The 25440-nt window shown below is 66.5% G+C and carries 20 protein-coding genes; 10 read left to right on the top strand and 10 right to left on the bottom strand.

The window, feature by feature from the left end; genetic code table 11:
• Window positions 1-168: 168 nt before the first annotated feature.
• The gene (gene uvrB, locus AX692_RS17590) at window positions 169-2364 is read right to left on the bottom strand and encodes an excinuclease ABC subunit UvrB (RefSeq protein ID WP_073973923.1); all 2196 of its coding nucleotides are present in this window, start codon (window positions 2362-2364) and stop codon (window positions 169-171) included.
• Between the two features lie 123 nt (window positions 2365-2487).
• On the opposite strand from uvrB, the gene AX692_RS17585 reads away from it, so the two are divergent.
• From AX692_RS17585 to AX692_RS17555, 7 genes are all read left to right on the top strand, one after another.
• Entirely contained in the window at window positions 2488-3036 is a 549-nt protein-coding gene (locus tag AX692_RS17585) for a DUF3617 domain-containing protein (protein ID WP_073973924.1), read from the top strand.
• A 70-nt stretch (window positions 3037-3106) separates the two neighbouring features.
• The gene (locus AX692_RS17580; protein WP_155644986.1) at window positions 3107-3943 is read left to right on the top strand and encodes an esterase/lipase family protein; all 837 of its coding nucleotides are present in this window, start codon (window positions 3107-3109) and stop codon (window positions 3941-3943) included.
• A gap of 263 nt (window positions 3944-4206) precedes the next feature.
• The gene (locus AX692_RS17575) at window positions 4207-5637 is read left to right on the top strand and encodes a circularly permuted type 2 ATP-grasp protein (RefSeq protein ID WP_073973925.1); all 1431 of its coding nucleotides are present in this window, start codon (window positions 4207-4209) and stop codon (window positions 5635-5637) included.
• 1 nt (window position 5638) lies between these two features.
• On the top strand, window positions 5639-6583 hold the full coding sequence (locus tag AX692_RS17570; RefSeq protein WP_073973926.1) for an alpha-E domain-containing protein: 945 nt from the start codon (window positions 5639-5641) through the stop codon (window positions 6581-6583).
• A gap of 5 nt (window positions 6584-6588) precedes the next feature.
• Window positions 6589-7443 (top strand): transglutaminase-like domain-containing protein, encoded by an 855-nt coding sequence (locus tag AX692_RS17565; RefSeq protein ID WP_073973929.1) that lies wholly within the window; start codon window positions 6589-6591, stop codon window positions 7441-7443.
• A gap of 113 nt (window positions 7444-7556) precedes the next feature.
• A complete protein-coding gene (locus tag AX692_RS17560) occupies window positions 7557-8303 on the top strand; it encodes a proteasome-type protease (protein WP_073973930.1) in 747 nt (248 codons plus the stop codon).
• 142 nt (window positions 8304-8445) lie between these two features.
• Window positions 8446-9066 carry a response regulator transcription factor gene (locus AX692_RS17555; RefSeq protein ID WP_073973927.1) on the top strand — a complete coding sequence of 207 codons (621 nt, stop codon included), beginning with the start codon at window positions 8446-8448 and terminating at the stop codon, window positions 9064-9066.
• A 178-nt stretch (window positions 9067-9244) separates the two neighbouring features.
• On the opposite strand, the gene AX692_RS17550 is transcribed toward AX692_RS17555, so the two are convergent.
• The 7 genes from AX692_RS17550 to AX692_RS17520 all read right to left on the bottom strand — a co-directional run bounded on the left by AX692_RS17550 (window position 9245) and on the right by AX692_RS17520 (window position 17807).
• Entirely contained in the window at window positions 9245-9970 is a 726-nt protein-coding gene (locus AX692_RS17550; protein ID WP_081095433.1) for an extensin family protein, read from the bottom strand.
• A gap of 108 nt (window positions 9971-10078) precedes the next feature.
• Window positions 10079-10474 (bottom strand): VOC family protein, encoded by a 396-nt coding sequence (locus AX692_RS17545; protein WP_073973290.1) that lies wholly within the window; start codon window positions 10472-10474, stop codon window positions 10079-10081.
• A gap of 159 nt (window positions 10475-10633) precedes the next feature.
• A complete protein-coding gene (gene putP, locus AX692_RS17540; protein WP_073977791.1) occupies window positions 10634-12094 on the bottom strand; it encodes a sodium/proline symporter PutP in 1461 nt (486 codons plus the stop codon).
• 70 nt (window positions 12095-12164) lie between these two features.
• Window positions 12165-14177: an acyltransferase family protein gene (locus AX692_RS17535; RefSeq protein WP_073973500.1), complete on the bottom strand. Its 2013-nt coding sequence runs from the start codon at window positions 14175-14177 to the stop codon at window positions 12165-12167.
• 112 nt (window positions 14178-14289) lie between these two features.
• Window positions 14290-16122 carry a translational GTPase TypA gene (gene typA / locus AX692_RS17530; protein ID WP_073973499.1) on the bottom strand — a complete coding sequence of 611 codons (1833 nt, stop codon included), beginning with the start codon at window positions 16120-16122 and terminating at the stop codon, window positions 14290-14292.
• Window positions 16123-16270: 148 nt separating this feature from the next.
• Window positions 16271-17212 (bottom strand): hypothetical protein, encoded by a 942-nt coding sequence (locus AX692_RS17525; RefSeq protein ID WP_073973498.1) that lies wholly within the window; start codon window positions 17210-17212, stop codon window positions 16271-16273.
• A gap of 70 nt (window positions 17213-17282) precedes the next feature.
• Window positions 17283-17807, bottom strand: coding sequence for a hypothetical protein (locus AX692_RS17520; RefSeq protein ID WP_073973497.1), 525 nt, complete (start codon window positions 17805-17807; stop codon window positions 17283-17285).
• 327 nt (window positions 17808-18134) lie between these two features.
• Between AX692_RS17520 and AX692_RS17515 the strand changes: the two genes are divergently transcribed.
• From AX692_RS17515 to AX692_RS17505, 3 genes are all read left to right on the top strand, one after another.
• Complete coding sequence (locus AX692_RS17515) at window positions 18135-20702, top strand: TonB-dependent receptor (RefSeq protein WP_073973496.1); 2568 nt, start codon at window positions 18135-18137, stop codon at window positions 20700-20702.
• 121 nt (window positions 20703-20823) lie between these two features.
• Complete coding sequence (locus AX692_RS17510) at window positions 20824-21219, top strand: DUF805 domain-containing protein (RefSeq protein ID WP_073973495.1); 396 nt, start codon at window positions 20824-20826, stop codon at window positions 21217-21219.
• Window positions 21220-21314: 95 nt separating this feature from the next.
• A complete protein-coding gene (locus AX692_RS17505; protein WP_073973494.1) occupies window positions 21315-22184 on the top strand; it encodes a hypothetical protein in 870 nt (289 codons plus the stop codon).
• Here AX692_RS17505 and AX692_RS17500 read toward each other — a convergent pair.
• Both AX692_RS17500 and AX692_RS17495 read right to left on the bottom strand, forming a co-directional pair.
• Window positions 22181-24706, bottom strand: a complete 2526-nt coding sequence (locus AX692_RS17500; RefSeq protein ID WP_073973493.1) for an ABC transporter permease — start codon at window positions 24704-24706, stop codon at window positions 22181-22183. The genes AX692_RS17505 and AX692_RS17500 overlap by 4 nt on opposite strands.
• Window positions 24703-25395 (bottom strand): ABC transporter ATP-binding protein, encoded by a 693-nt coding sequence (locus AX692_RS17495; protein ID WP_073973492.1) that lies wholly within the window; start codon window positions 25393-25395, stop codon window positions 24703-24705. Before AX692_RS17495 ends, AX692_RS17500 begins: the two co-directional genes overlap by 4 nt.
• Between the last annotated feature and the right edge of the window lie 45 nt (window positions 25396-25440).

Genomic DNA, 25440 nt, shown 5'->3' with positions numbered 1-25440 from the left:
CCCCACCAGAGCTTCCGCCTCCCCCGCAACCGGTCAGCGTGGCGAGTGCGGAGAATGCAATTAGGTATTTGAATCGTGACATGTATCGACCCCTGTTTCTGCAGCGGTCAGAAATCATTTCGGCAAAGGCAAGGCAAGCGAATTGTCGCGGTGCCCCGCCTTGGCGGCTTACGGCTTCCCACCCATCCGCTTGTAGCGCGTCTTCCCGAAGCGCGTCTTCCTCGTCCCCGGCTTGCCCTCGTTGCTGCGCCCGACGATCGGCGCGCGTTTCTCGCTGTCCGGCAGGCCGAGTTCGTCAGCCTCAAGCCGACGGATCTCGTCGCGCAGCCGGCCCGCTTCCTCGAACTCCAGATTGGCCGCCGCATCGCGCATGCGCTTTTCGAGGTCTTCGATATACGAGCGCAGGTTGTGCCCGACGAGGTTGTTGCGCTCGTCGTCGCCGGTGTCGACCAGCACAGAATCCTGCGACGCGGTGTGCGCGACGATGTCGTGGATGTTGCGCTTGATCGTCTGGGGCGTGATCCCGTGTTCCTCGTTATAGGCCTGCTGCTTGGCGCGGCGACGGTCGGTTTCGGCGAGCGCACGCTCCATGCTGCCGGTGATGCGGTCGGCATAGAGGATCACCCGGCCATCGACATTGCGCGCGGCGCGGCCGATGGTCTGGATCAGCGAGGTTTCCGAGCGCAGGAAGCCCTCCTTGTCGGCATCGAGGATGCACACCAGCCCGCATTCGGGAATGTCGAGGCCCTCGCGCAGCAGGTTGATGCCGACCAGCACGTCATAGACCCCGAGCCGGAGGTCGCGGATCAGCTCGATGCGCTCCAGCGTCTCGACGTCGGAGTGCATGTAGCGCACGCGCACGCCCGCCTCGTGCATGAATTCGGTGAGGTCCTCGGCCATCCGCTTGGTGAGGGTCGTCACGAGCGTACGGTAGCCGAGCGCCGCGGTCGCCTTGCACTCGGTGATGCAGTCCTGCACCTGGTCCTCGACCGGGCGGATGGTGACGGGGGGGTCGATGAGGCCGGTGGGGCGGATCACCTGTTCGGCGAAGACGCCGCCGGTCTGCTCCATCTCCCACCCGCCGGGGGTGGCGCTGACCGCGAAGGTCTGCGGGCGCATCGCGTCCCATTCATTGAACCTGAGCGGGCGGTTGTCGATGCAGCTCGGCAGGCGGAAGCCGTATTCGGCGAGCGTCAGCTTGCGGCGATGGTCCCCGCGCGCCATCGCGCCGATCTGCGGCACGGTCTGGTGGCTTTCGTCGACGAACAGCAGCGCGTTTTCTGGGAGGTATTCGAACAGGGTCGGCGGCGGCTCGCCGGGGAGGCGGCCGGTGAGGAAGCGCGAGTAATTCTCGATGCCTGCGCACGAACCCGTCGCGGCGATCATCTCGAGGTCGAAATTGGTGCGCTGTTCGAGCCGCTGGCGCTCGAGCAGCTTGCCCTCGGCTTCGAGCTCCTTGAGGCGCTCTTCCAGCTCGAACTTGATCGCGGCAGCCGCCTGCTTCATCGTCGGGCCGGGCGTGACGTAGTGCGAATTGGCGTAGACCCGCACCTTCTCGAGGCTCGCGCCCTTGGTGCCGGTGAGCGGATCGAATTCGCTGATCGCCTCGATCTCGTCGCCGAAGAAGCTGACCCGCCAGGCCATGTCTTCATAGTGCGAGGGGAAGATTTCGAGGCTGTCCCCGCGCACGCGAAAACAGCCGCGGGTGAAGGCGGCGTCATTGCGTTTATACTGGAGAGCGACGAGCTTCCTGATCAGCTCGCGCTGGTCGACCACCTCGCCCACCTTGATGTCGAAGATCATCGCCGAATAGGTCTCGACCGAGCCGATACCGTAGAGGCACGAGACCGAGGCGACGATGATCACGTCGTCGCGTTCGAGCAGCGCCCGGGTTGCCGAGTGGCGCATCCGGTCGATCGCCTCGTTCACGCTCGACTCCTTCTCGATATAGGTGTCGGAGCGCGGGACATAGGCTTCGGGCTGGTAGTAGTCGTAGTAGGAGACGAAATACTCGACCGCGTTCTCGGGGAAGAAGCTCTTGAACTCGCCATACAATTGCGCGGCGAGGATCTTGTTGGGGGCAAGGATCAGGGCGGGGCGCTGGAGCGTCTCGATCACCTTGGCCATGGTGAAGGTCTTGCCCGAGCCGGTGACGCCCAGCAGCACCTGCGTCTTCTCGCCCGCCAGCGCGCTTTCACACAATTCGGCAATCGCGGTCGGCTGGTCGCCCGCCGGCTCGTAATCCGAGACCAGCTTGAACGGAATGCCGCCCATCGACTTGTCAGGGCGGGCAGGGCGGTGCGGGACGAAATCGGCGCCCGTTTCGGGCTCGTCCAGTCCGCGGCGGATCACGAGTTCGGCCATGGGGCTGTGTATGGGGAACAAAGCGGGCACGTGCAAGGCGGCGTGGGCTGCGGGCACGCTTTTCATGGCACGCTTTGCCGCAATCGGGGTTATGCTCGCACGCACAGCCACAGGAGAGCCGACATGAAAGCCATTTGTGTGACCGCGCTTGCCGCCGCAGCCCTGCTTGGCGGCTGTTCGGGCGGGGGCGATGCCGACGCCGACGGGGACGGCAAGGTCAGCATCGGCGAGGCGGCGAAGCAGGCCAAGGCCGAAGGGATGAAGCCCGAACCCGGCCTCTACAAGACCACCATCACGATGACCGGGCTCGACATCCCCGGCATGCCGCCCGGAATGGAGGATCACGGCGCCGGCCTCGTCACCACCGCCGAGGATTGTCTCACCGCCGAGGAGGTCGACAAGGGTTTCGAGGAAATGGTCAAGCAGGGCCAGAACGGCGAATGCGCCTACGAGACCTTCGCGCTCGCGGGCGGCAAGCTCGACGCGGTGCTGGTGTGCAATGCACAAGGCCGCGCCACGCGCACGAGCCTTTCCGGCACCATCCGGAGCACCGGCGCGGAGCTCACCGCGACCACGGCGCTCACGTTCGAGGGCACCGGGCAGGGCACGATGAGCGCGACGATCAAGCACGAGCGGATCGGGGATTGTCCTGCGAAATCATCGGTCAAGTGAAATATGTCGGAATTGTTACGTGTATTACAATTAATTGAACATTCAGCGCGAACCTGCTTGGGTCTGCGGCATGGCCCAGCAGCGTTTCCTCCCCGAACTGCCCCGTCTGCCCGCACCTCTGGTGGCGGCGGCGACGGCTGCCGGGGCGCAGGCGCAGCAGGCCTATAGCGCCACGCTCTTCGCCCGCCGCGTCGCACTGGCGCGCGAGGCCTGCCCCGAGGAGCACGAGCTCGGCAAGCCGCGCCTGATGCGCCTGCTGGGCGAGGCCGAGGTGCTGGCCGAGCCGCTGCGCCGCCCGCGCCGCAAGCTCGACATAGCGCCCACCAACAACCCGCAGGTGGCGATGATCCTCCCCGGGTTCGCCACCCACCCGATGCGGATGCGCTACCTCGCGCGGGCGCTCGAGAGCGCCGGGCACATCACCAAGCGCTGGGGGCTGGGCCGCAACTGGGGCCCGGACCCTGAGCGTTTCGACGCCATCGAGGAGCGCCTGCTCGAACTTCACGCGCGCCACGGGCGCAAGGTGGTGCTGATCGGCTGGAGCCTCGGCGGGCTTTATGCGCGCGAGATCGCCAAGCGTCAGCCGGGGAGCGTCGCCAAGGTGATCTCGATGGGCTCGCCTTTCAGCGGTTCCCCGCGCGCCAACAACGTGTGGCGCGCCTACCAGTTCATCACCGGGCACTCGGTCGACGCCCCGCCGATCGCCGCCGAATTGCACGTCAAGCCCCCGGTCGAGACGGTCGCGCTGTGGAGCGCCAGTGACGGCGTCATCGGCCCGCGCTGCGCCGCTGGCCGCCCCGGCGAACGCGACCGCGCGGTGGCGGTGCGCTGCACCCACATGGGCTTCACCTACGATCCGCAGGTGATCTCGACGCTGCTCGCCGAGCTGGAGAGCGTGCGGGGGTGAACGCCTCTTGGCCCTCTCCCCTTGAGGGAGAGGCTTGGGAAAGGGGGCTGGCACGGCGCTTGGCCCCCTCTCAACTCCGGCTAGGCAGCAAGCTGCCAAGCCTGCGTATCTCTCCCGCAAGCCGAGAGAGTGTGTTGGCTTAATGGTCGCTAGCTGTATTTCAGGCACCGCTTTTGTCTGCGATCTACGTCAAATGCCCCGCCCGCTTTCCTTTTGCGAAAGGCGGGCTAGAGTGACGCAACTCAGTCATTCTGCGGGGGTCGATGCAGGCGCGGGGCGGGAATTTCGACGAGATGTTCGACGAGGCAGGCAACACGCGGCCCGCCTATGCCGAATATTGCCGCTGGTTCGAGGAACAGCCGCCCGAACTGATGCGCCGCAAGAACCGCGAGGCCGACGACACCTTCCGCCGCACCGGCATCACCTTCAACGTCTATGGCGAGAACGAGGCCGAGGAACGCCTGATCCCCTTCGACATGGTGCCGCGCATCATCACCGCGAGCGAATGGCGCAAGCTGTCGCGCGGGATCGAGCAGCGGGTGCGGGCGCTCAATTCCTTCCTCTATGACTTGTATCACCGGCAGGAGATCGTGCGCGCCGGGCGCCTGCCCGAGCGGCTGCTGCGCGGCAACGACGCGTGGCTCGCCAACATGGTCGGCTTCACCCCGCCGGGCGGCATCTACACCCACATCGTCGGGATCGATCTGGTGCGCACCGGGCCGGACGAGTTCTTCGTGCTGGAAGACAACGCGCGGACCCCCTCGGGCGTCTCCTACATGCTCGAGAACCGCGAGACGATGATGGGGATGTTCCCCGATCTGTTCAGCCGGATCGGGGTGGAGAGCGTCTCCAACTATCCGCGCCGCCTTGCGAGGAGCCTTGCCGCCTGCGTGCCGCCGGCCTTCGGCGGGGGCAAGCCGACCGTCGCGGTGCTCACCCCCGGCATCTTCAATTCGGCCTATTTCGAGCACGCCTTCCTCGCCGACCAGATGGGCGCCGAGCTGGTCGAGGGCAGCGATCTGCGCGTCACCGAGGGGCGGGTGCAGATGCGCACCACCCGCGGCTACAAGCCGATCGACGTGCTCTATCGCCGGGTCGATGACGACTTCCTCGATCCGCTCACCTTCAACCCGGATTCGGTGCTGGGCGTGCCGGGGATCATGGATGTCTACCGCTCGGGCGGGATCACGATCGCCAACGCGCCGGGCACGGGCGTCGCCGACGACAAGGCGATCTATTCCTTCATGCCCGAGATCGTCGAATTCTACACCGGCGAGCGGCCGCTGCTGCCGAACGTCCAGACCTGGCGCTGCGCCGACAAGGACAGCCTCGCCTATGTGCTCGACAACCTTGCCGAGCTGGTGGTCAAGGAAGTCCACGGATCGGGCGGATACGGGATGCTGATCGGGCCGACCTCCTCCAGGCGCGAGATCGCCGCCTTCCGCGAGAAGCTGGTCGCCAAGCCCGACAATTACATCGCCCAGCCCACGCTCGCGCTGTCGACCTGCCCGATCTACACCGCCAAGGGCCTCTCGCCCCGGCACCTCGACTTGCGGCCCTTCGTGCTGGTCAGCCCCGAGGGCATCGACATTACCCCGGGCGGGCTCACGCGGGTGGCGCTCAAGAAGGGATCACTGGTGGTCAACTCGAGTCAGGGAGGCGGCACCAAGGACACCTGGGTGCTGAAGGACTGACATGCTGGGGCGAACCGCAAACGGCCTGTTCTGGATGTTCCGCTATCTCGAGCGGGCCGAGAACACCGCGCGCCTGCTCGAGGCGGCGCTGCGCATGGCGCTGACCCGCGATGTCGTCACCGCCGAGGCCGAATGGCGCTCGGTGATCGCGACGCTCGGCCTCCAGAGCGCCTACCAGAGCGCGCATGACAGCTATGACGGCACCACGGTCTGGAACTTCGTGCTGCGCGGCCCCTCCAACCCGGGCAATGTCCGCAACATGTTCGCCGCCGTCCGCTCGAACGCGCGCGAGAGCCGCATCAACATCTCCTCCGACGTGTGGGAGGCGGTGAACGAGAACTGGATGCGGATCGACCGCCTGCTCGCGCGCCCGGTCGGCCAGACCATGGTGGGCGAGGTGCTGGCCGCAATCCGGCGCGCAGGCACGCAGGTGCACGGCGCCTTCGACGGGTCGATCCTGCGCGACGAGGGCTACCATTTCAGCCGCGCGGGCACCTTCATCGAGCGCGCCGATTCGACCGCGCGCATCCTCGACATGAAATACTTCCTGCTGCTGCCCTCGCTCTCCTATGTCGGATCGAGCCTCGATACCGGGCAGTGGGAACAGGTGCTGCGCTCGGTCGCGGGGGCACGGGTCTATTCGTGGCTCAACGCCGGGCAGATCGAGGCGCGCGGGATCGTCGAGTTCGTGGTGCTCGACGACCGTTTCCCCCGGAGCCTCGCCTTCTGCCGCAATGCCTTGCGCGATTGCCTCGGCGCGCTCGCCCGCACCCACGGCGTGGAGGGCAGCGCGGTCGCGCTGATGCGCGAGGCCGACACCCGCATCAGCCACCTCACCGTCGACCAGATCTTCGAGCAAGGGCTGCACGAGTTCCTGGTCGATTTCCTCGCCCGCAACAACGCCATCGCCCGCGCGATCGCCGAGGATTACCGGTTCCACGCATGAGCAAGCTGAAACTCCAGGTCCGCCACACCACGCATTACGCATTCGGCGAGCCGGTGATCCACGCGCTCCAGCGGCTGCGGCTGACGCCGAAGGAAACGCAGGGCCAGCGCATCCTCGACTGGCGGATGACCTTCGCAAACGCCCATGCCGAGCTCCAGTATGACGACCAGCATTTCAACCACGTGACGCTTGTCGGCCTCACGCCCGGCGCGCGCGAGGTGACGGTGACCTGCGAGGGGGTGGTCGAGACCGAGGACAATGCCGGGGTGATCGGTCGCCATTCGGGGCACCTGCCCTTGTGGAGCTTCCTGCGCCAGACCCCGCTGACCCGCCCCGGCCCACGCCTGCGCGGCCTGCTGCGCGATGTCCCGGCGAGCGACACCAGAAAGCCGCTCGATTTCCTCCACGCGCTCTCCGCATTGATCCGCGAGCGGATCGTCTATGAAGCCGGCCGCACCCATTCGGCCACCACTGCCGAGGAAGCCGTCGGGCACGGGGCAGGGGTGTGCCAGGATCACGCGCACATCTTCATCGGCGCCGTGCGCGCGAGCGGCGTTCCGGCGCGCTATGTCTCGGGCTACCTCCTGATGGACGACCGGATCGAGCAGGAGGCAACCCACGCCTGGGCCGAGGCCCATGTCGAGGGGCTGGGCTGGGTCGGTTTCGACGTCTCCAACGGCATCTCGCCCGATCCGCGCTATGTCCGCGTCGCCACCGGAAGCGACTATCGCGACGCCGCGCCGGTGACTGGCATCAGCATCGGCGCGTCCGATCAGGTGCTCACCGTGGGGGTCGCGGTCGAGGCGCAGCCGCTCTCCAGCCAGAGCCAGAGCCAATCGCAAGGCCAGTCGAACCAATAATCCGATAGACCCCAAACTGCGCTTGCGCTCGGGCCCTTTGCGCTTGTCCCTTCATCGCGCTAGGGCGGGGCGGGGCGCGGTCGATGCGGACGACCAAGGGGAAGGATGATGGAATGACCTATTGCGTTGGCATGGTGCTCGACAAGGGCCTCGTCCTGATGAGCGACACGCGCACCAATTCCGGCGTCGACAACATTTCGACCTTCCGCAAGCTGTTCCACTGGAGCGTGCCGGGCGAGCGCATCATCGCGGTCATGACCGCAGGCAACCTTGCCACCACCCAGGCCGTGATCAGCCAGCTCGAGGAGCGCACCAAGGCCCCCTCCGAGCGCGAGAACTGCCTCATCAAGGGCCCGACGATGTTCCAGGTCGCGACCGAGATCGGCCGGCTGCTGCGCACCACGATCGAACAGGCGCAGAGGGACAATGGCCCCGACGGCAAGGGCCGCTTCACCGCGACGATGATCGTCGCCGGGCAGATCGCCGGGATGCAGCCGCGCCTGTTCATGATCTATCCCGAAGGCAACTTCATCGAGGCGAGCTGGGACACGCCGTTCTTCCAGATCGGCGAGACCAAATACGGCCGCCCGATCCTGATCCGCGGCTACGAGAAGGACATGAGCTTCGAGGACGCGGTCAAGCTGATGATGGTTAGCTTCGATTCGACTCTGAAAGCTAACCTTTCGGTTGGTCTGCCGCTCGATCTGCTGGTGATCGGGAAGGACAGCTTCGAACCTTTGCATGAGCATCGAGTCACCGCCGAGGATGAATATTTCGACACGATTTCATCGGGTTGGGGAGATGCCCTGCGCTCGGCCTTCCATTCGCTGCCGTCCTACAGCTTCAGCGATGACACCTAGGGGTTGGGCCTGATCTGGCTCCGATACGGATTGAAAATCGTGTTCTAGATCAATATGTTGATGCGTTCCGGGTATGGTAAATCCTCCGGATCGGCGGCGCTCCTGCGTGAATCCCATAATGGGTTAGCGCAGAGAGGCTCACATGACACGCAAAGCCTCTCTCCACTTCATCGACTCGTGCAGCCGTCAACGCGCCGAATTGGCTCGTGTAGGCTTCGCGCTTGGCCACCACTGCGAGGTCTATGGTGACCTCTCCGAACTCGCGGTTCACCCGCCGAGGGAGGGGATCATCATCGCTCGCGACACGCCCGAGGAGGGCGGCGTAGGCATGATCCTCGACCGGCTCGGCAGGCTGGGGATCTGGCTCCCGCTGATCGCGGTCGATGTCCAGCCGCGCCCCGGCCGCATTGTCGAGGCGATCAAGGCCGGCGCGCTCGATTACCTCGCCCTGCCGCTCGATCCCGAACGTTTCACCCGCTGTCTGCTCCGCATCGAAAAGGAAGCCGAACAGTTCGGGACCGCCCGCCGCCGCATGATCGAGGCGCGCGACCGGATCTCCACCCTCTCGGCGCGCGAGCGCGAAGTTCTGGACTGGCTGGCCGAGGGCAGCAGCAACAAGGCCATCGCGCGCGAGCTCGATATCAGCCCGCGCACCGTCGAAATCCACCGCGCCAACATGATGACCAAGCTCGGCGCACGCCACGCGGCCGAGGCGGTGCGGCTGAAACTGGAGGCGAAACTCGAACCCAAGCTGCGCGCCTGACCCCACGCGAACGCGACTGACCCGGCCCTTCCCCCCCTTTGAGGGCGCCAGCCGCATTCGTTTCCAGGCCGCACCTGTCCCGGGCTCTGACGTTTCGTCTTCTTGGCGGCCCCGCTTGCCAGCCGACCGGCAAGCGGGGCCGCCATCGGCTTTTCGTGCATCCTCTGTGCGAAGTCGCTCAGCGGCAGAACTTCGCGCCCGTGCCTTCCAGATGGAAATGGTCCTGATGCGCCGCGTTGTATTCGGGGCCGAGCACCGTCCCGAAGCGCTTGCACGCGCTCTTGTGCACCACCCGCAGGAACTCGCGCGTCGCCGCATCGCCGCCCTGCCAGTCGCGCTTCAGCACGATCCGCCGCCCGTCCGCCAGCACGAAGGCCGACACGTCGATCGCCTCGGCCCGCGCATGGGCCGAGCGCACCTCGGTGCCCGCGACGTTGCGGCAATTGTACGAACCCATCGTCTCGATCTTCGCCACCGGGCTGCCGAGGATCTGGCGCGCGGCGCGATCGACCCCGAAACGCGCCCAATCGCCGAACGCCTTGGCGACCGGGCACTGCACCGGCCCGAGATTGGCGATGCTGAGCGGCGCGCGGTCGCCCGCCAGCGCCATCAGTTGCACCGTGCCGAGCTGGTTGCACCCCGGGGCGGCATAGGTGTCGGGGACGGAATCGAACCGCGCCCCGCTCGCGCCGAGATCGGCAAGGCAGCCCGCCTCGGCGGCACGCGGAGCGTAGGAGCGCGGGGCCGAAGCGACCGCGACCGCCGGGCGTGCCGGCGCGCTCGCGCTTGTGCGCGCCGGGCCGGGGCCCGCGCCGCCCGGTGCCACGCCCGGAACGATCGAACCGCAGCCCGCCAGCGCCAGCACCGCGCCCGCCAGCAAACCCGCTCTGGAAAGAAGTGCCAAGTGCCGCATCGCTAGGCACTATTGCGCATTCATCCTTAACGGTGACGCAAGAAACTGGGTTAAGAAAACCTTGCGCGGTTACCAGGTAGTCTTAACGGGCGCCTGCGATCAGGGCAGGCGATCCTCGACCTGCTCCCACAGCTCGATCTTCACCCCGTCGGGGTCGAGCAGCCAGGCGAACTTGCCGTAACCCTCGTCCGCCTGCCCAAGGATGTCGACGCCCTTGGCGCGCAAAGCGGCGACGAAGCCGTCGAGATCATCGACGCGCAGGTTGATCATGAAGCCGCCGGTGCCCGGTTTGATGTAACCATCATCGCCGAAGTGGCTGATCAGCGAATAGGGGTGCGCGCGCGGTTCATCGGCCCAGGCGAGCTGCGGGCCGTATTCGCCGTCAATCCCGAGAACATCGCGATACCACGCGCGGCTCGCTGCCGGGTCCTTCACGATGTAGAAGATGCCGCCGAGCCCGGTGATCCGCGCGCCGCCCGATGCCTGTCCCGCCATGCCCTTTCCTCCCCGCCGGGCATAATGCCAGACGGCGCGACCGGAGGAAAGGGCGCGAGACACGCAGGCGGATGGTCCGCTGCTGGAGGAAGCAAGCGGGCCGCAAGCGGGCCGCAAGCGCGCCTCGCATCCTCTCTTTCGCGCGCACCCTTCGCGCGGTTACACCGTGGCGGGAGCGCGCGCGGTGAGGCGGCTGACCACGAGGATCGCGGCAAGCGAGGCGGCAAAGCCCGGGACGATCTCGTAGAGGCCGGGCCCGCCGAGGAACGCCTTGTTCCATCCCAGCAGGATCCACCCCGCGACCACCGCCGCCCCCGTCACCAGCCCGGCGAGGGCCCCCGCGCCGGTCATCCTGTCCCAGGTCAGCGCGAGCAGGATCAGCGGCCCGAAGGCTGCCCCGAACCCCGCCCAGGCGTTGGCGACGAGGCCCAGCACCTCGCTCGCCGGATCGGCCGCGATCACCAGCGCGGCCGCCGCCACCAGCGCCACGCACAGCCGCCCGATATTGACCGCCTCGGCCTCGGACGCGTTGCGGCGCAGGAACAGGCGGTAGAAATCCTCCGTGAGCGAGGAGGACGAAACCAGCAGCTGCGAGGAAATCGTGCTCATGATCGCCGCCAGCAGCGCGGCGTAGAGGAAGCCGGTCACCGCCGGATGGAACAGCACCTGTGCGAGCAGTATGAAGATCGTCTCGGGGTCCTCCACCACGAGGCCATGGGTGTCGGCATAGGCGCGCCCCGCCAGCCCCACCGCCACCGCGCCGATCAGCGAGATCACCATCCAGCTCATCCCGATCGCGCGCGCGGTCGGCACGTTCTCGACCCGGTCGATCGCCATGAAGCGCACGATGATGTGCGGCTGGCCGAAATAGCCGAGGCCCCAGGTGACCGCGCTGATCACGCCGATCAGCGTGGCGCCCTGGGTGAGGCTGAAGAAGCCCTCGGGCGGGGTCGCGGCGACCGTGCCGGGAGGTGTGGCGAACAGGATCACCAGCGGCATCACCACCAGCGCGGCCATCATGATGATCCCTTGCACGAAGTCGGTGAGACTGACCGCGAGAAAGCCCCCGATCATGGTGTAGACCAGCACGATCCCGGCGGTGACGAGGATCCCGGTGATGTAGTCGCTGAGCCCGGTGGCGGGCAGCGCGCCCGCAAAGGCGGTCTCGAACAGCTTGCCCCCGGCGACCATGCCGCTTGCGGTGTAGACGGTGAAGAAGCCGACGATGATCACCGCCGAGGTGACGCGCAGCAGCGTCCCGGCCTCCGGAAAACGGTTGGCGAGGAACTGCGGAATGGTCAGCGCATCGCCCAGCCGCTCGGTCTGCTCGCGCAGGCGCGGGGCGACGATGACCCAGTTGAGCCCCGCGCCGATGGTGAGCCCGATCGCGATCCACGCCTCGACCAGCCCGGAGGCAAACAGCGCCCCCGGCAAGCCCAGCAGGAGCCACCCCGACATGTCGCTCGCCCCCGCACTGAGCGCCGTCACCGCCGGCCCGAGATTGCGGCCGGCGAGCAGATAGCCTTCGGACGTCGCCCGGGTCTTGGCCCAGGCATAGACGCCGATGGCGATCATCAGGAGGAAATAGGCCGCCAGCGCGGCGAGGGTGTAGGTGTTCATGGGGGCATGGGGTAACAAGGCGCGCACCGCTTGGCCATCTCTCAGCCGGGATGCGTTGTGTATCTTTGTCTTACCGGCCGTCGATCGCCCAAATGGCATCGAACCGGGGCCGCAATAGGGTCGCCGCGGTCGTCCGGGTAACGTGATCGTCGTCGAAGTAAAGCGGGATGCCGTCGGGGTTTCTGCTGCGACAGAAGCCCCGCTGGCAGAACAGGTCAGACAAAGGCAAGTATTGAACATTTGGCGATTTTGCCGCGATCCGCTGTAGCAGCCGTTCCGTGCGGCCTGTGCGTGCGGCGAACTCGGCCTCTGACACATAGGCTCTCGGCATGAGGCCCAGCATGTGCCTGCGCGCTGTCACGGTCGGTACTTGGTAACCCGGCTCTGGCACCGGCCCGACCAGCACCACCCGGCGTCCGTCCGCGACCAGACGATCGACCATCGCCGCGACAGCCGCTTCGATGACTGCTTCATTGGAGCTTGATCCGGGACGGCCCGCCACAGGTCCGCTCCAGCGCCAATCGTCACTCTCACGGTGAACTCCGCCGATTTCATGCCCCTCCACGAGAATCGTCCACCGCATGGCGACTATGACGACCTTGATGTCACGCCGTTCTTCAAGCCACGACCAGAGCGCCGCCTGATAGTCGCGGCAGTCCAAACTGCCGACATCACGCCTGATGTATGGCATCGGCACGCAGCCCACCTTGCCGATGAAGTAGCCGTACTGACCGGCATCATGGGCAGCGGCGTGCAATCCCGCACGCAGCATTTCTGCATGACTGTCTCCGATCAGCACAAAGTCAATCGGACGTTTGGGAGGCGCGGCCGTTCCGATGGGGCAGAGATCCTCGGTCGGCGGGCGGCGGAGGCAGTCCCTTGAATCGGGGTTGTGGTCTGCGGTGGCGTTGGCAATGTGCAAGGTGCCTGGCGAAAGGCGCGAAGGCACCCCGCGGGCATCCTTCACCGCGTAGCCGATCCAGCCGAGGACAGCGAAGACCGCAGAGCAAATCAGCAGGGCCGTGCGGTTCCCCACCGCACTTTGCGTAGCACCGGCGCGAAAGGGCTGCTCGATAAAGCGGTAGGACAGCCACGCGATGACAAAGGACACCGCCAGCGCCCCTGCGATCTGGGTCGACGTTAGGATTACTATCCCTTCAAAGATCCTCAGGAAAGTGAGGACAGGCCAATGCCATAAATAGAGGGAATAGGACACGAGGCCGATTGCCACCATAGGAGGCGTCGCCAACAGGCTGGTGACGGCGCTTTCTTGATCGCCTCGTCCGATCCAGATCAGCGCAGCTGCGCCGAGCACGGGCGGCAGGGCCGCCATGGCTGGAAACGGGGTTCTGGTGTCGTAAAGGAATACAGGAACAAGGATCGCCGCCAAGGCCGCAAGGCCGATTGCTTCGCGTAAAACCCGATTTCTAGGAGCAGGATGCGCAGCCATCGCCAGCATCGCGCCCACGCCCAGTTCCCAGGCCCTGAACATGCTCAGATAGAAAACGTAGTCGGGTACGCTCTCGAGCAACGCCACCGAAGCCGCCAGCGACGCCGCCGAGACGACTGCAACAATCGCAAGAAGATACCGCGACCAACGCATTGCTGCAATCGTCACCAATAACAGCGGGAAAACGAGGTAGAATTGTTCCTCGACCGCTAGCGACCAAGTGTGCAGCAGGAGTTCGTAGTCTGCTGCTGGCGCGAAGTAACCGGACGAGCGAGCGAAATGGAAGTTTGAAGCGAACAGCGCCGCTGCTCGCGTTGCGCGACCGAGCCGCTCAAACTCTGACGGAACCAACAGGAACCAACCGAGTGAGATGCAGACGATCATTACCGCTGCAAGCGCTGGCAGGATACGCTGCGCGCGGCGTGCGTAGAATGACATGAGCGAAAAGCGCTCGTCGGAGATGTCCTTTTGGACAATTGTCGTGATCAAAAAACCCGAAATGACGAAAAAGACGTCGACGCCGACAAAGCCGCCGCTGAATCCGGTAACCCCGGCATGGTAGAGCACCACGGGAAGCACCGCCACGGCGCGCAGCCCGTCAATATCAAGCCTATATGGCAACGCCCCCTGCACCCGTGAGCCCCCCCTTGGGCGTTCGACCGGCAGCAACGGATCACCGGTCTTGCCGGAGGCTTACCGTGCACATTCGCAGCCCGCAATGCTGCGAACGGCGCCGGCAGCCCCCTCAATCCTCCTTCTTGCGCCGTGCCTTCTTGCGTTCGTGCGGGTCGAGGATCGCCTTCCTGAGGCGGATCGATTGCGGGGTCACTTCGACCATCTCGTCGTCGTCGATATAGGCGATCGCCTGTTCGAGACTCATGCGGCGCGGCGGCGTCAAGCGGATCGCGTCGTCCTTGCCGCTCGAGCGGATGTTGGTGAGCTGCTTGGCCTTGAGGGGGTTGACCTCGAGGTCCTCGGGCTTGGCGTTCTCGCCGATCACCATGCCTTCATAGACCTTCATCTGCGGGCTGATGAACAGCGTGCCGCGCTCTTCCAGGGAATTGAGCGCATAGGCCACCGCCTCGCCGTCGCCGTTGGAGATGAGGACGCCGTTGATGCGGCCTTCGATCGGGCCCTTGTAGGGGCCGTATTTCTCGAAGAGCCGGTTCATGATCCCGGTGCCGCGGGTGTCGGACAGGAATTCGCCGTGGTAGCCGATGAGCCCGCGCGAGGGCGCGGAGAAGGTGATGCGGGTCTTGCCCTGCCCCGAGGGGCGCATTTCGGCAAGGTCGGCCTTGCGGCGCTGCATCTTCTCGACCACCGTGCCCGAGTGCTCGTCATCGACGTCGATGACGACGGTCTCGTAGGGCTCCATGCGCTTGCCGTCTTCCTCGCGGAAGAGGACGCGCGGGCGGCTGATGCCGAGCTCGAAGCCTTCGCGGCGCATCGTCTCGATGAGGACGCCCAATTGCAATTCGCCGCGCCCGGCGACCTCGAAGCTGTCCTTGTCCTCGGATTCCGTGACGCGGATCGCGACGTTGGTTTCGGCCTCGCGCAGCAGGCGGTCGCGGATCATGCGGCTCGTCACCTTGCTGCCCTCGCGCCCGGCGAGCGGGCTGTCGTTGACCGAGAAGCGCATCGCCAGCGTCGGCGGATCGATCGGCTGGGCGGCGATCGGATCGGTGACCGAGGGATCGCAGATGGTGTTGGCGACGGTCGCCTTCTCGAGCCCGGCGAGCGCGATGATGTCGCCCGCGCGCGCGACTTCGACGGGGACGCGCTCGAGCCCGTCGAAGCTCATCAGCTTGGTCGCGCGGCCGGTTTCGATCACCTTGCCGTCCATGTCGATCGCGTGGATCGGATCGTTGACGCGGATCGTGCCCGATTGGACGCGGCCGGTCAGCACGCGGCCCATGAAGTTGTCGCGGTCGAGCAGCGTGGCGAGGAAGCTGAATTTGGCGTCAGGGTCGAGGCCGGGTGCGGGCACGTGCTCGATGATCTTGGCGAACAGCGGGGCGAGCGTGCCTTCGCGGCGGGTCTCGTCCTCGCTGGCATAGCCGTCGCGCCCGGAAGCGTAGAGCACCGGGAATTCGAGTTGCTCGTCATTGGCATCGAGGCTGACGAAGAGGTCGAACACCTCGTCGAGCACTTCCTGCGGGCGGCCGTCGGGACGGTCGATCTTGTTGACGACGACAATCGGCCTGAGGCCCAGCGCGAGCGCCTTGCCGGTGACGAACTTGGTCTGCGGCATCGCGCCTTCCGCGCTGTCGACCAGCAGGATGACGCCGTCGACCATCGAGAGGATGCGCTCCACCTCCGCGCCGAAGTCGGCGTGGCCGGGGGTGTCGACGATGTTGATGCGGGTCGTCTGGCCGTCCTGCTCCCACTCGACGCTGGTGCACTTGGCGAGAATGGTGATCCCGCGTTCCTTTTCGAGATCGCCCGAATCCATCGCGCGCTCCTCGACCCGCTGGTTGTCGCGGAAGGTGCCCGACTGGCGGAAGAGCTGGTCGACCAGCGTGGTCTTGCCATGGTCGACGTGCGCGATGATCGCCACGTTGCGAAGAGCTGAAGACATCGAAAACTCGGCTGTGAGAGGGAGCGCGATTGTGCGGCGCAATAAAACTCGCGCGCCACTAGCCGAGACTTGCCGGAGGGGCAAGCGATGCACTCATGAAAATGCGCGCCCCCGTTGTTCAGCGAGGGACAGGATCAGCATCGCGCCGCTATTCGTCGCGATTCATCCGCGCTTCGAACCATGCGCGGTCCTTTTCGAGGCCTTCGGTAGACAGCCGCTCGGCCCTGACCGCATCACCGAACTCTTCGTCCCGCGCAAGCCTCTCCAGTTCGTTAGTATAGCCGATGGCGGCGGCGAGATCGCTTTCCCGGGAGGCCGCGATCTGCTGCTGCTTGATCAGGTTCACCTCCAGGCGTTCCACCAGTTCGGCGTCGATACTCACGGCATCGAACGCCTCCTGCCATTCTGGGTCTCGCGCCTTTTCCAGCAGTTCGGCGGTCAGCAGCCGCGCAGCGGCCGGATCGGACGTCTTTGCGAGGCTCCAGGTCTGACGCACGTCGGCACCCTGGCCGCGCCCGGTGCAGTTCCCCAAGGCGGTTCGCTTTTCCGGGCTGTCGGGTAGCTGGCGGAAGCGGGTGGCGGCGTCGCGGTGGATCTCGAAGATCGGCGGCGAGTCTCCCGCCAGCGAGCAACTCGCCTCGTAATACTTGCGCACCAGCTTGGGCACCTCGTTGGGGAGCACGCCGCACAGCTGGATGAGGCGGCGGGCCTCGGCCATCAGGCTCAGGCGTTCGTTGGTGGAGCCAGTGACCGCAGCCTGGCTGACCCGCCGCACGTCGGCACCGGTGCAGGTCGTGAAGCGCGGACGCGCCACCGCGAAGGCGAGGTTGCCCGACCGCCGGGGACTGATCACGAGCCTGAGCGGAAGGTCGAAGTCCCCGAAATCGATCGAGATATCCTTCGCGACCGATCCCCCGCCCAAGGACACCGATGCGGTGTGGGTGAAATTCTGGCGACTGAATGTCTCGGTGCCATCGAAGCGGACCTCGCGCGCTCCCGGGTCGGGGGTTTCGACGATGATCGCCTTCTTCGCCTCCTGCGCGAAGCCGGGCGATGCCGCCGCCAACGCGGCGAAGGCCGCGATCGTCATTGCCCCGATACACCGCATGTCCAGCCCCTTTCTCGTGCGCGCCAAGCGCTCTGCGTGTTGATGGTACGTGCTAGAAAAGCTTGCGCAGGACACCGTCCTTGTCAGCGAGGCTCACCCCAAGCACCGAGGCCATGAAGCTTGCAAACCAGCCGATCATGCTGCCGAAGAAGCCGATGATCAGCTCGGAAGCACGGGCAAAGGGTGTCGCGTTGAACAGGTAGAAGTCCATCCCGCCGTTGGACACCGCGTCGCTTACCTCGACCATGGCCGAAGTCGAGGCTGCGATGCCGATCAGGCACAAGATGACGATGGCCGCGACCTCATAAATGCGCGTGTAGATCTCCGTCACCCTGCTGACGGCAAAGCTCACGATCGCCATGAAGGTTGCGAATATGCCCGAGACCACGGCGCCGTTGCTCATCATGAAGGCGGCATAGCGCCAGGCCGCTGTCAGCCTGACCTCTTCGGCTTTGCCGGTCGGCTGGACCATGGCCTCTGCAGAGGCGGTTGAAGCGAGCAACAGCGCGTAGGCAGTTGCAAGTGCCAGCAGGAAGATCGCGACCCAAGCCAGAATGCGCTTTTGGACTTCCGACATTTTGCACCCCCGACAACGGTTTATCATAAGCCCGTGACGAGGCAATCGGGTTTTGTCATCGGCCAGCAGCCGCCTGCCGTTTCCGTAACGTCAAATGGTCAGCTGCGCATCGTGGCGGGCTGCAAGTCACCCGATTTCGCCTCGTTGCCACTGTGACTCTTCCGCAACATTCGTGTCACTTGCCCCTCAAAAGTGCCAGCCTGCCGCTTGTGGCGGACGCCCCGCTGGCTTATCACCGCCGCCACACGATCACGGGAGAGAGCGCACTGGGACGGTGCGTGCCCAAGAAGGGCGCCGGGGTCGCGGGATTTTTGGAGAGGAGCTTCCATGCGTTCGACCTTCACCGGCGCTGCCGGCGCATATCGATTCACCCTGCTCGCGGGCGCTGCCTGCCTTGCCATGCCCGGCGTGGCGCTCGCGCAGGACGCCGAAGAGCCGGCGGTCGATGACCCGGAAAGCAGCAACGTCATCATCGTCACCGCGTCCAAGCGCGAGCAGACCCTGCAGGAAACCCCGATCTCGGTCTCGGTGACCAGCGGCGAGACGCTCGAGCAGGCGCAGATCCGCGACATTCTCGACCTCCAGACCGTCACCCCCTCGCTGCGCGTCAGCCAGCTGCAGAGCGCTTCGGCCACCACCTTCATCATCCGCGGCTTCGGCAACGGCGACAACAACTTCGGGATCGAGCCCTCGGTCGGCGTGTTCATCGACGGCGTGTTCCGCTCGCGCTCGGCCGCGGCGCTGTCCGACCTCAACGGGGTCCAGCGCATCGAAGTGCTGAACGGGCCCCAATCGACCCTGTTCGGCAAGAATGCATCGGCCGGCGTGATCTCGGTCGTCACCAAGGAGCCGCAATTCGAGTTCGGCGGTCAGGGCGAGATCAGCTACGGCAATTACAACGCGCTGATCGTCAAGGGCGAAGTGACCGGCCCGATCACCGATAACATCGCCTTCGCGCTCGACGGCAGCTACAACCGGCGTGACGGCTATGCCACCATCGTCAACCTCGACGAGGAGCTCTCGGACCGCAACCGCTGGTCGGCGCGCGGCCAGCTGCTGATCGAGCCGACCCCGGATGTCCGGATCCGCATCATCGGCGACTACTCGAACATCGACGAAGTGTGCTGCCAGGTCTCGACTCTCGTCGCCGGCCCGACGGCGCCCGCCATCGTCGGGGTGGGCGGCGCGCTCGACACCGACTTCTTCAGCTACAACACCTTCCTCAGCCAGGTGCCGCGCAACACCGTCGACAACTACGGCGGCTCGATCCAGGCCGACTGGAGCACCGGTCCGCTGACCTTCACCTCGATCACCGCCTACCGCGAGCTGAAGAACTTCCTCGACCAGGACGTCGACTTCACCAGCGCAGACATCGTGACCGAAACGCGCGACCAGGAAGTGAAGACCTTCACTCAGGAACTGCGCCTGACCTCGGACTTCGACGGCCCGATCAACTTCCTGCTCGGCGGCTTCTACTTCGATGAATCGATCACCCAGGACAGCCGCCTCACCACCGGGCCCGACGCGCGCACCTTCTTCGCGCTACTCGCGGGCAACCCGCTGACCTTCAACGGGGTGGAAGCGGGTCTCGGCCTGCCGCAGGGCTCGATCTTCAGCGCCGGGCCGCTGACGGCCGAGCAGTATGCGATGGACAACACCGCCTGGTCGGTGTTCGGCACCGTCGATTTCGAGCCGATCGATGGCCTCGTGATCACCGGCGGCTTCAACTACACCGACGACAAGAAGGATTTCGCGCTGGCGGGCCAGGCCTTCGACGAGCTGGCGAACATCAACCTCGTCGATGCCTTCATCACCGGTGCGACGGCCGGTGCGGTCACCAGCCGGGCGCAATTCCAGGCGCTTCCAGCCGCCAATCAGCAGGCACTGCTCGCCGCGGCGACCAACCCCACGCTCAACCCGCTGCTCGGCCTGTCGGCGTTCCAGTTCCAGCCGCCGTTCCTGACCATCCCGAACGCGGTCGAACCGGGCCAGACCCGCGACGACAAGCTCACCTACCTCGGCCGCATCGCCTATCAGGTATCGCCCGAGATCAACGTCTACTTCAGCTACGCGACCGGCTTCAAGGCGAGCTCGGTCAATCTCTCGCGCGACAGCCGCCCGTCCTTCGGCGACTATATTCCGGGGCCGGGCCGCTCGAGCTTTGCCGCTCCGGCCTCGCCGATCACCAATGCCGGCCTCGGCATCCCGAACCTCTCCACCGGTTCGCGCTTCGCCGGCCCGGAAAATGCCGAGGTCTATGAGGTCGGCTTCAAGGGCCAGTGGGACGGCTTCGGCCTCAACGTCGCGGTGTTCGACCAGACCATCACCGGCTTCCAGAGCTTCCTGTTCACCGGCACCGGCTTCCAGCTGAACAACGCCGGTCAGCAGTCGGTGCGCGGCTTCGAACTCGACGCCACGATCCGTCCGAGCGACAATCTGGTCTTCACCTTCGCCACCACCCACCTCGACCCGACGTTCGACAGCTTCACCGAAAGCCCGGTGGGCGACCTCACCGGCTTCCGTCCCGGCGGCATCCCGGGCTGGAGCATCGCGACCTCGGCGACCCACACGCTCGAGATCGGCGACAACAAGCTGATCAGCCGCATCGACTACAGCCACGAAAGCAATGTCGACATCAACAACGGCCTGCCGACCTTCAATGGTCCGGTGACCGCGCGCCGCGATCCGCGGATCTTCCAGCGCGAGGTCAACCTGGTCAACGCTTCGATGATCTTCCAGCTTTCGAACGGGCTCGAAGTCGGCGCCTGGGCGCGCAACCTGCTTGACGACCAGTACATCATCACGGTGTTCGACGGCGTCGCGCAGGCCGGCACGGTCTCGGGCTATCCGAGCCAGCCGCGCACCTATGGCGGCCTCGTGCGCTTCAAGTTCTAAGTCGCCTTTTCGCAAGGCAACGGGGGAGGGGCCTCGCACTGCGGTGCGGGGCCCTTTCGCTTTGTGGAGCAGTGCCTTGCGGGGGCTTGCGCGGCCTTGCGCGGCGAGGGATGAAGCGCACATGTTCGCGAGCCTCGTCCAGCCCCTGCGCCGCAGCCTCGATTTCCGCGGCCGCGCGCGCCGGGGCGAGTACTGGGGCTTCGTCCTGTGGCAGTTCGGCTTTCTTGCCGCGGCCTTCAACCTGCTCACGCTCCTGCCCGACGGGCCGCTCCGCGAGAACCTCGTGCTGGCGGTGCTGGCGCTCTGGATGCTGGTCTTCGGCCTGCCGACCCTCGCGCTGCAGGTGCGGCGGGTGCACGATCACAACACCAGCGGCTGGATGCTGACCGTGATGTTCCTGCCCTATCTCGGCGTGGGCTGGTTCCTGTGGCTGATGCTGGCAGGGGGCACCCCCGGCGCCAACCGCTACGGCGAGGATCCGCGCGCGGTCGCGATCGATGCAGCCCTGTTCGAATAGCGCCGCGCCGCACTGCCGGCTTTTCCATTTGCATCGGGCATTTGTCCCATGCATCCTGCACCTTGCGGCAAGGGGATGACCGCAAGGGGACTTTCATGATCGATATCGGACGCGTGTTTGCGACCAGCTGGGCGATGCTGCGCCAGCGCTTCTGGCTTCTGCTCGGCATGTTCGCGGTGTTCTTCGCGATCCAGATGGTGGGCTCGGTGTTCCTCACGATCATTCTGGCGATCATGGGCGCGGCAGGTGCGGTGGGCATCGGGGCAGGGTTCGATGATCCGGCCGCGATCACCGGCATGGGCATCTTCCTCATCCTCTTCATGGTGCTGTTCTACGGCGCCTATCTGGTGCTGGTACTCGCGCAGCAGGCGGCGATGGTGACGCTGGCCTCGCCGCTCGAGGAGGCCTCCTTCGGCAATGCGATGGCGCGCGGGTTCAAGAGCGCGCTGCCGTTCTTCGTGATCTCGGTGATCCTCGCGGTCGGCTATTTCGCACTCGCGGCGCTGGTGTTCGGCGTGGCGGGCGTGGCCGGCTTGGGCGGCGGCACGGCCGGGGGCATCGTCGGCATCGGCCTGCTTCTGCTGTTCCTGCCCGTGATGGCCTATCTCGCCTGCCGCCTCGCAGTGCTGGTGCCGGTGGTGGCAGTGGATCAGGTGTTCAATCCGATCGCCGCGATCCGGCGCAGCTGGACGGTGACGCGGGGGCGGGTGCTCGGCATCTTCCTTGCGCTTGTCGCTTACGGGTTGCTGACGCTGGTGGCGCTCGGCCTGCCCTTCGGGCTGGTGTTCACCAGTGCGGTGAATGCCGATCCCGCTTCGGGCGCGCCGCTGCTGCTGTTGCTGCTGCCGTTCGTGTTCCTGCCCGCTTTCGTGGTCTACATGATGTTCGCCTCGTCCTTCATGGCGGCGCTGCACAACGAGGTGACCGGCGGCGGGGCGGAGCGGTTGGAGTCGGTCTTCGCCTAGAGCTCGCGCAGCGCTCTTGCCGGTTTCGCCCCCAGCAGGGGCAGCGAGCCGGCGAGCGCGAAGCCGAGCACCAGGGCGGTGCCCAGGCCGAGCACGCCCAGCACCTCGCCCCAGTCGGGCAGCCAGTCGAACTCGAACAGCTGGGTGATGACCACCCAGGCAAGCCCGCCGCCAAGCGCGAGCGCGACCAGCGCCAGCAGTCCGGCGAGGGGGCCATATTCGGCAAGCTGCAACAGCAGGATCTGCCGTCGGCTCGCCCCGAGCACGCGCAGCATCACCGTATCGTAAGTGCGCGCCGCGCGCGCCGCAGCGATCGCGCCCATCAGCACCGCGAGCCCTGCCAGCACCGTCACCGCGGCCGCGGCGAGGGTTGCAAGGCTCACTTGCTCGAGCAGCTTTCGCGCCTCGACCAGGATGCCGCCCACCTCGATCACCGAGGAAGAAGGCATTTCCTTGACCAGCGCGCGCAGCAGGCGGCCGCGCGCGGCGGGATCGGCGCCCTCGGGCAGGTCGATGGTCGCCGAAAGGTTGTGCGGCGCGTCGCTTATCGCATTGCGGCTGAACACCAGCACGAAGTTGAAGCCCATGCTCTCCCAGTCGATCTCGCGGATATTGGCGATGCGCGCGGTGCGCTCGGTGCCGAGGATGCCGATGGTGAGGTAGTCGCCGACCTCGAGGCCGACGGCGCGGGCGAATTCGGCGTCGATCGAGACCAGCGGCTCGCCCTTGTGGAACGGGCTCCACCATTGGCCCGCGATCACGCGGTTGCCCTCGGGCGTGGTGTCGGCATAGGTCAGCGCGCGCTCGCCGCGCAGCACCCAGGCGCCCTCGGGGATCTCCTCGAGATCGGCGACGCGGGTGCGCTTGTCCTTGGGGCCATAGGCGAGCACCGCGCCGCGCAGGGTGGGGACGGTGCGCAGCGCGGCCTTGGGGAATTCGCGCTGGACCAGTGCGAAGAAGCGCGGCTCCTTGGCGACCGGCACGTCGAGCACGAAGTAATCGGGCGCCTCCATCGGCACGCGGCGGGCGATGTTGCCGTCGATCGCGCTCTGGACGGCGGCGAGCAGCACGAAGGCGGCGAGGCCGAAGCCCAATGCCGTGACCAGCGCGCCGGTCGGCGCGCCGGGGCGGTGAATGTTGGCGATCGCGCTCCTGAGCAGCGGGTTGCGCGGCCTCGGCAGGCGGCGGGCGAGGGTCTGGATGCCCCAGCCGATCCCGGCCAGCAGCGCCAGCGCGCCGCCCGCGCCGAGCAGGAACCCGCCCGAGAGCATTGGCTGCGCAGTGGTCAGCAGCGCGAGCGCGCAGACGCCAGCAATGCCGATCCCGGTGGCGAGCAACGCCCGCCGGTCACGCGCCAGCGGCACGATGCCGGAGCGCATCAGCGCCATGGCAGGGAAGGTCCGCGCGCGCAGCAGGGGTGCAGCGGCAAAGGCGAAGGCCACCAGCAGGCCGTAAGACGCCGCCAGCAGCAGGGCGGGGGGCGAGATGATGAAGCCGCTCTCGACCGGCAACAGGCCTTGCAGCGCGCTCGCCAGCAGCGGGGTGACGAGCACGCCCGCCGCGAGCCCGGCGAGGCTCCCCGCAAGCGCCGCGACGCCGATCTGCATGGCATAGATGCGCACGATGTCGGCGGAGGTCGCCCCCAGCACCTTCAGCGTCGCGATGCTCGCGCGGCGCTGGTCGAGATAGGACGACACGCCGCCCGCAATCCCGATCCCCGCGATCACCAGCGCGGCAAGGCCCACCAGCGTGAGGAAATCGCTCATCTGCCGCACGAAGCGGTCTGCGCCGGGCGAGGCGCGGTCGCGGGTGCGGATGTCGAAGCCGGCGGTGGGGAAGCGCTCCGCGATGGCCTCCTCGACCGCGGAAGGATCGCGCGCGGGATTGGCGAAGGCGACGCGGGTCTTGCTCTGGTAGAGTGCGCCGGGGGCCAGCAAGCCGGCCTCGGCGGGCACGCCTTGCGCGACGATGATCGTGGGGCCGAGCTGGAAGCCCTCGGACAGCCGGTCGGGCTCGTCCGCGATGACGCCGGCTGCCCGGAGCGTGACGGTGCCGACCTTGAAGCTCTCGCCGACCTTGATCCCGAGCCGTTCAAGCGCGGTGGCGGCGACCCAGGCGTCCTTGCCGGTGGGCGCTGCAACCTTGCGGCCGTCGGCGAGCAGCAATGTGCCGAACATCGGCCACTTGCCGTCAACCGCCTTCAATTCGATCGGCGCGGCGGCCTCGGGCGTGCTCGCCATCGCCTGCATGCGGTAGCCGCTGGAGATCGTGCCATAGGCGGAGAGCGCCTTTACCTCGTCGGGGCGCAGATCGCGCTGCCACACCTCGACCTCGATATCGCCGCCGAGCAGTTCCTGCCCGCTGGAAGCAAGCTCGTTCTCGATTGCCGCGGTCAGCGTGCCGATCGCGGCGAGCGCGGCGGTGCCGAGGAAGATGCACACCAGCAGGAGGCGCAGGCCCCGGAAGCGCGCGTTGAGATCGCGCCGGGCGATGCGCCAGGCGGTCGAAAACGGAAGGCTCATGCGGCCGCCGTGTCCGAGACGATCATGCCGTCTGCCATGGTCAGCACCCGCTCGCAGCGCGCGGCGAGCGCGGCATCGTGGGTGATGATCAGCAGCGTCGCCCCGGTCTCGGCACGCCGTGCGAGGAGCAGCTTGATGATCTCCTCGCCGGTCGCGGCATCGAGGTTGCCGGTCGGCTCGTCGGCGAAGATCAGCCCTGGTCGCGGGGCGGTCGCGCGGGCGATGGCGACGCGCTGCTGCTCGCCGCCCGAAAGCTGGGTGGGATAGTGCCCCGTGCGATGGCTGAGGCCGACCGCCTCCAGCTCGGCGAGCGCGCGGGGGCTCGCGTCGGGCATTCCCGCCAGTTCCATCGGGGTTGCGACATTCTCGGCCGCGGTCATGGTGGGGAGCAGGTGGAAGGCCTGGAGCACGATCCCGATCCGGCCCCGCCGCGCGGCGGCAAGCCCGTCTTCATCCAGCGCTGCGAAATCGGCGCCCGCCACCTCGAGGCTCCCCCCGCTCGCACGTTCGAGGCCCGAGAGCACCGCCATCAGCGAGCTTTTGCCCGATCCCGAAGGGCCGAGCAGCGCGACGACCTGGCCCTGCGGCACATCGAGATCGATCCCGCGCAGGATCGTCACCGGCGAAGCGGTGCCGCCGAGGGTCAGGGTGAGGTTGCGGGCGCTGATTGCGAGAGAGGGACTTGTCACTAGGTTCCGATGGCATAGGTGGGGGGGAGCAACAAGCTACAGGTA

The organism is Erythrobacter donghaensis (genome assembly GCF_001557325.1).
Classification (GTDB): Bacteria; Pseudomonadota; Alphaproteobacteria; order Sphingomonadales; family Sphingomonadaceae; genus Erythrobacter; species Erythrobacter donghaensis_B.
This window is presented reverse-complemented; position numbering and strand designations above follow the sequence as displayed.

Coding starts and splice junctions, on each gene's coding strand:
- uvrB (WP_073973923.1), bottom strand. CDS start 2,364: ATGGCCGAACTCGTGATCCGCCGCGGACTGGACGAGCCCGAAACGGGC.
- AX692_RS17585 (WP_073973924.1), top strand. CDS start 2,488: ATGAAAGCCATTTGTGTGACCGCGCTTGCCGCCGCAGCCCTGCTTGGC.
- AX692_RS17580 (WP_155644986.1), top strand. CDS start 3,107: ATGGCCCAGCAGCGTTTCCTCCCCGAACTGCCCCGTCTGCCCGCACCT.
- AX692_RS17575 (WP_073973925.1), top strand. CDS start 4,207: ATGCAGGCGCGGGGCGGGAATTTCGACGAGATGTTCGACGAGGCAGGC.
- AX692_RS17570 (WP_073973926.1), top strand. CDS start 5,639: ATGCTGGGGCGAACCGCAAACGGCCTGTTCTGGATGTTCCGCTATCTC.
- AX692_RS17560 (WP_073973930.1), top strand. CDS start 7,557: ATGACCTATTGCGTTGGCATGGTGCTCGACAAGGGCCTCGTCCTGATG.
- AX692_RS17555 (WP_073973927.1), top strand. CDS start 8,446: ATGACACGCAAAGCCTCTCTCCACTTCATCGACTCGTGCAGCCGTCAA.
- AX692_RS17545 (WP_073973290.1), bottom strand. CDS start 10,474: ATGGCGGGACAGGCATCGGGCGGCGCGCGGATCACCGGGCTCGGCGGC.
- putP (WP_073977791.1), bottom strand. CDS start 12,094: ATGAACACCTACACCCTCGCCGCGCTGGCGGCCTATTTCCTCCTGATG.
- typA (WP_073973499.1), bottom strand. CDS start 16,122: ATGTCTTCAGCTCTTCGCAACGTGGCGATCATCGCGCACGTCGACCAT.
- AX692_RS17525 (WP_073973498.1), bottom strand. CDS start 17,212: ATGACGATCGCGGCCTTCGCCGCGTTGGCGGCGGCATCGCCCGGCTTC.
- AX692_RS17520 (WP_073973497.1), bottom strand. CDS start 17,807: ATGTCGGAAGTCCAAAAGCGCATTCTGGCTTGGGTCGCGATCTTCCTG.
- AX692_RS17515 (WP_073973496.1), top strand. CDS start 18,135: ATGCGTTCGACCTTCACCGGCGCTGCCGGCGCATATCGATTCACCCTG.
- AX692_RS17510 (WP_073973495.1), top strand. CDS start 20,824: ATGTTCGCGAGCCTCGTCCAGCCCCTGCGCCGCAGCCTCGATTTCCGC.
- AX692_RS17505 (WP_073973494.1), top strand. CDS start 21,315: ATGATCGATATCGGACGCGTGTTTGCGACCAGCTGGGCGATGCTGCGC.
- AX692_RS17500 (WP_073973493.1), bottom strand. CDS start 24,706: ATGAGCCTTCCGTTTTCGACCGCCTGGCGCATCGCCCGGCGCGATCTC.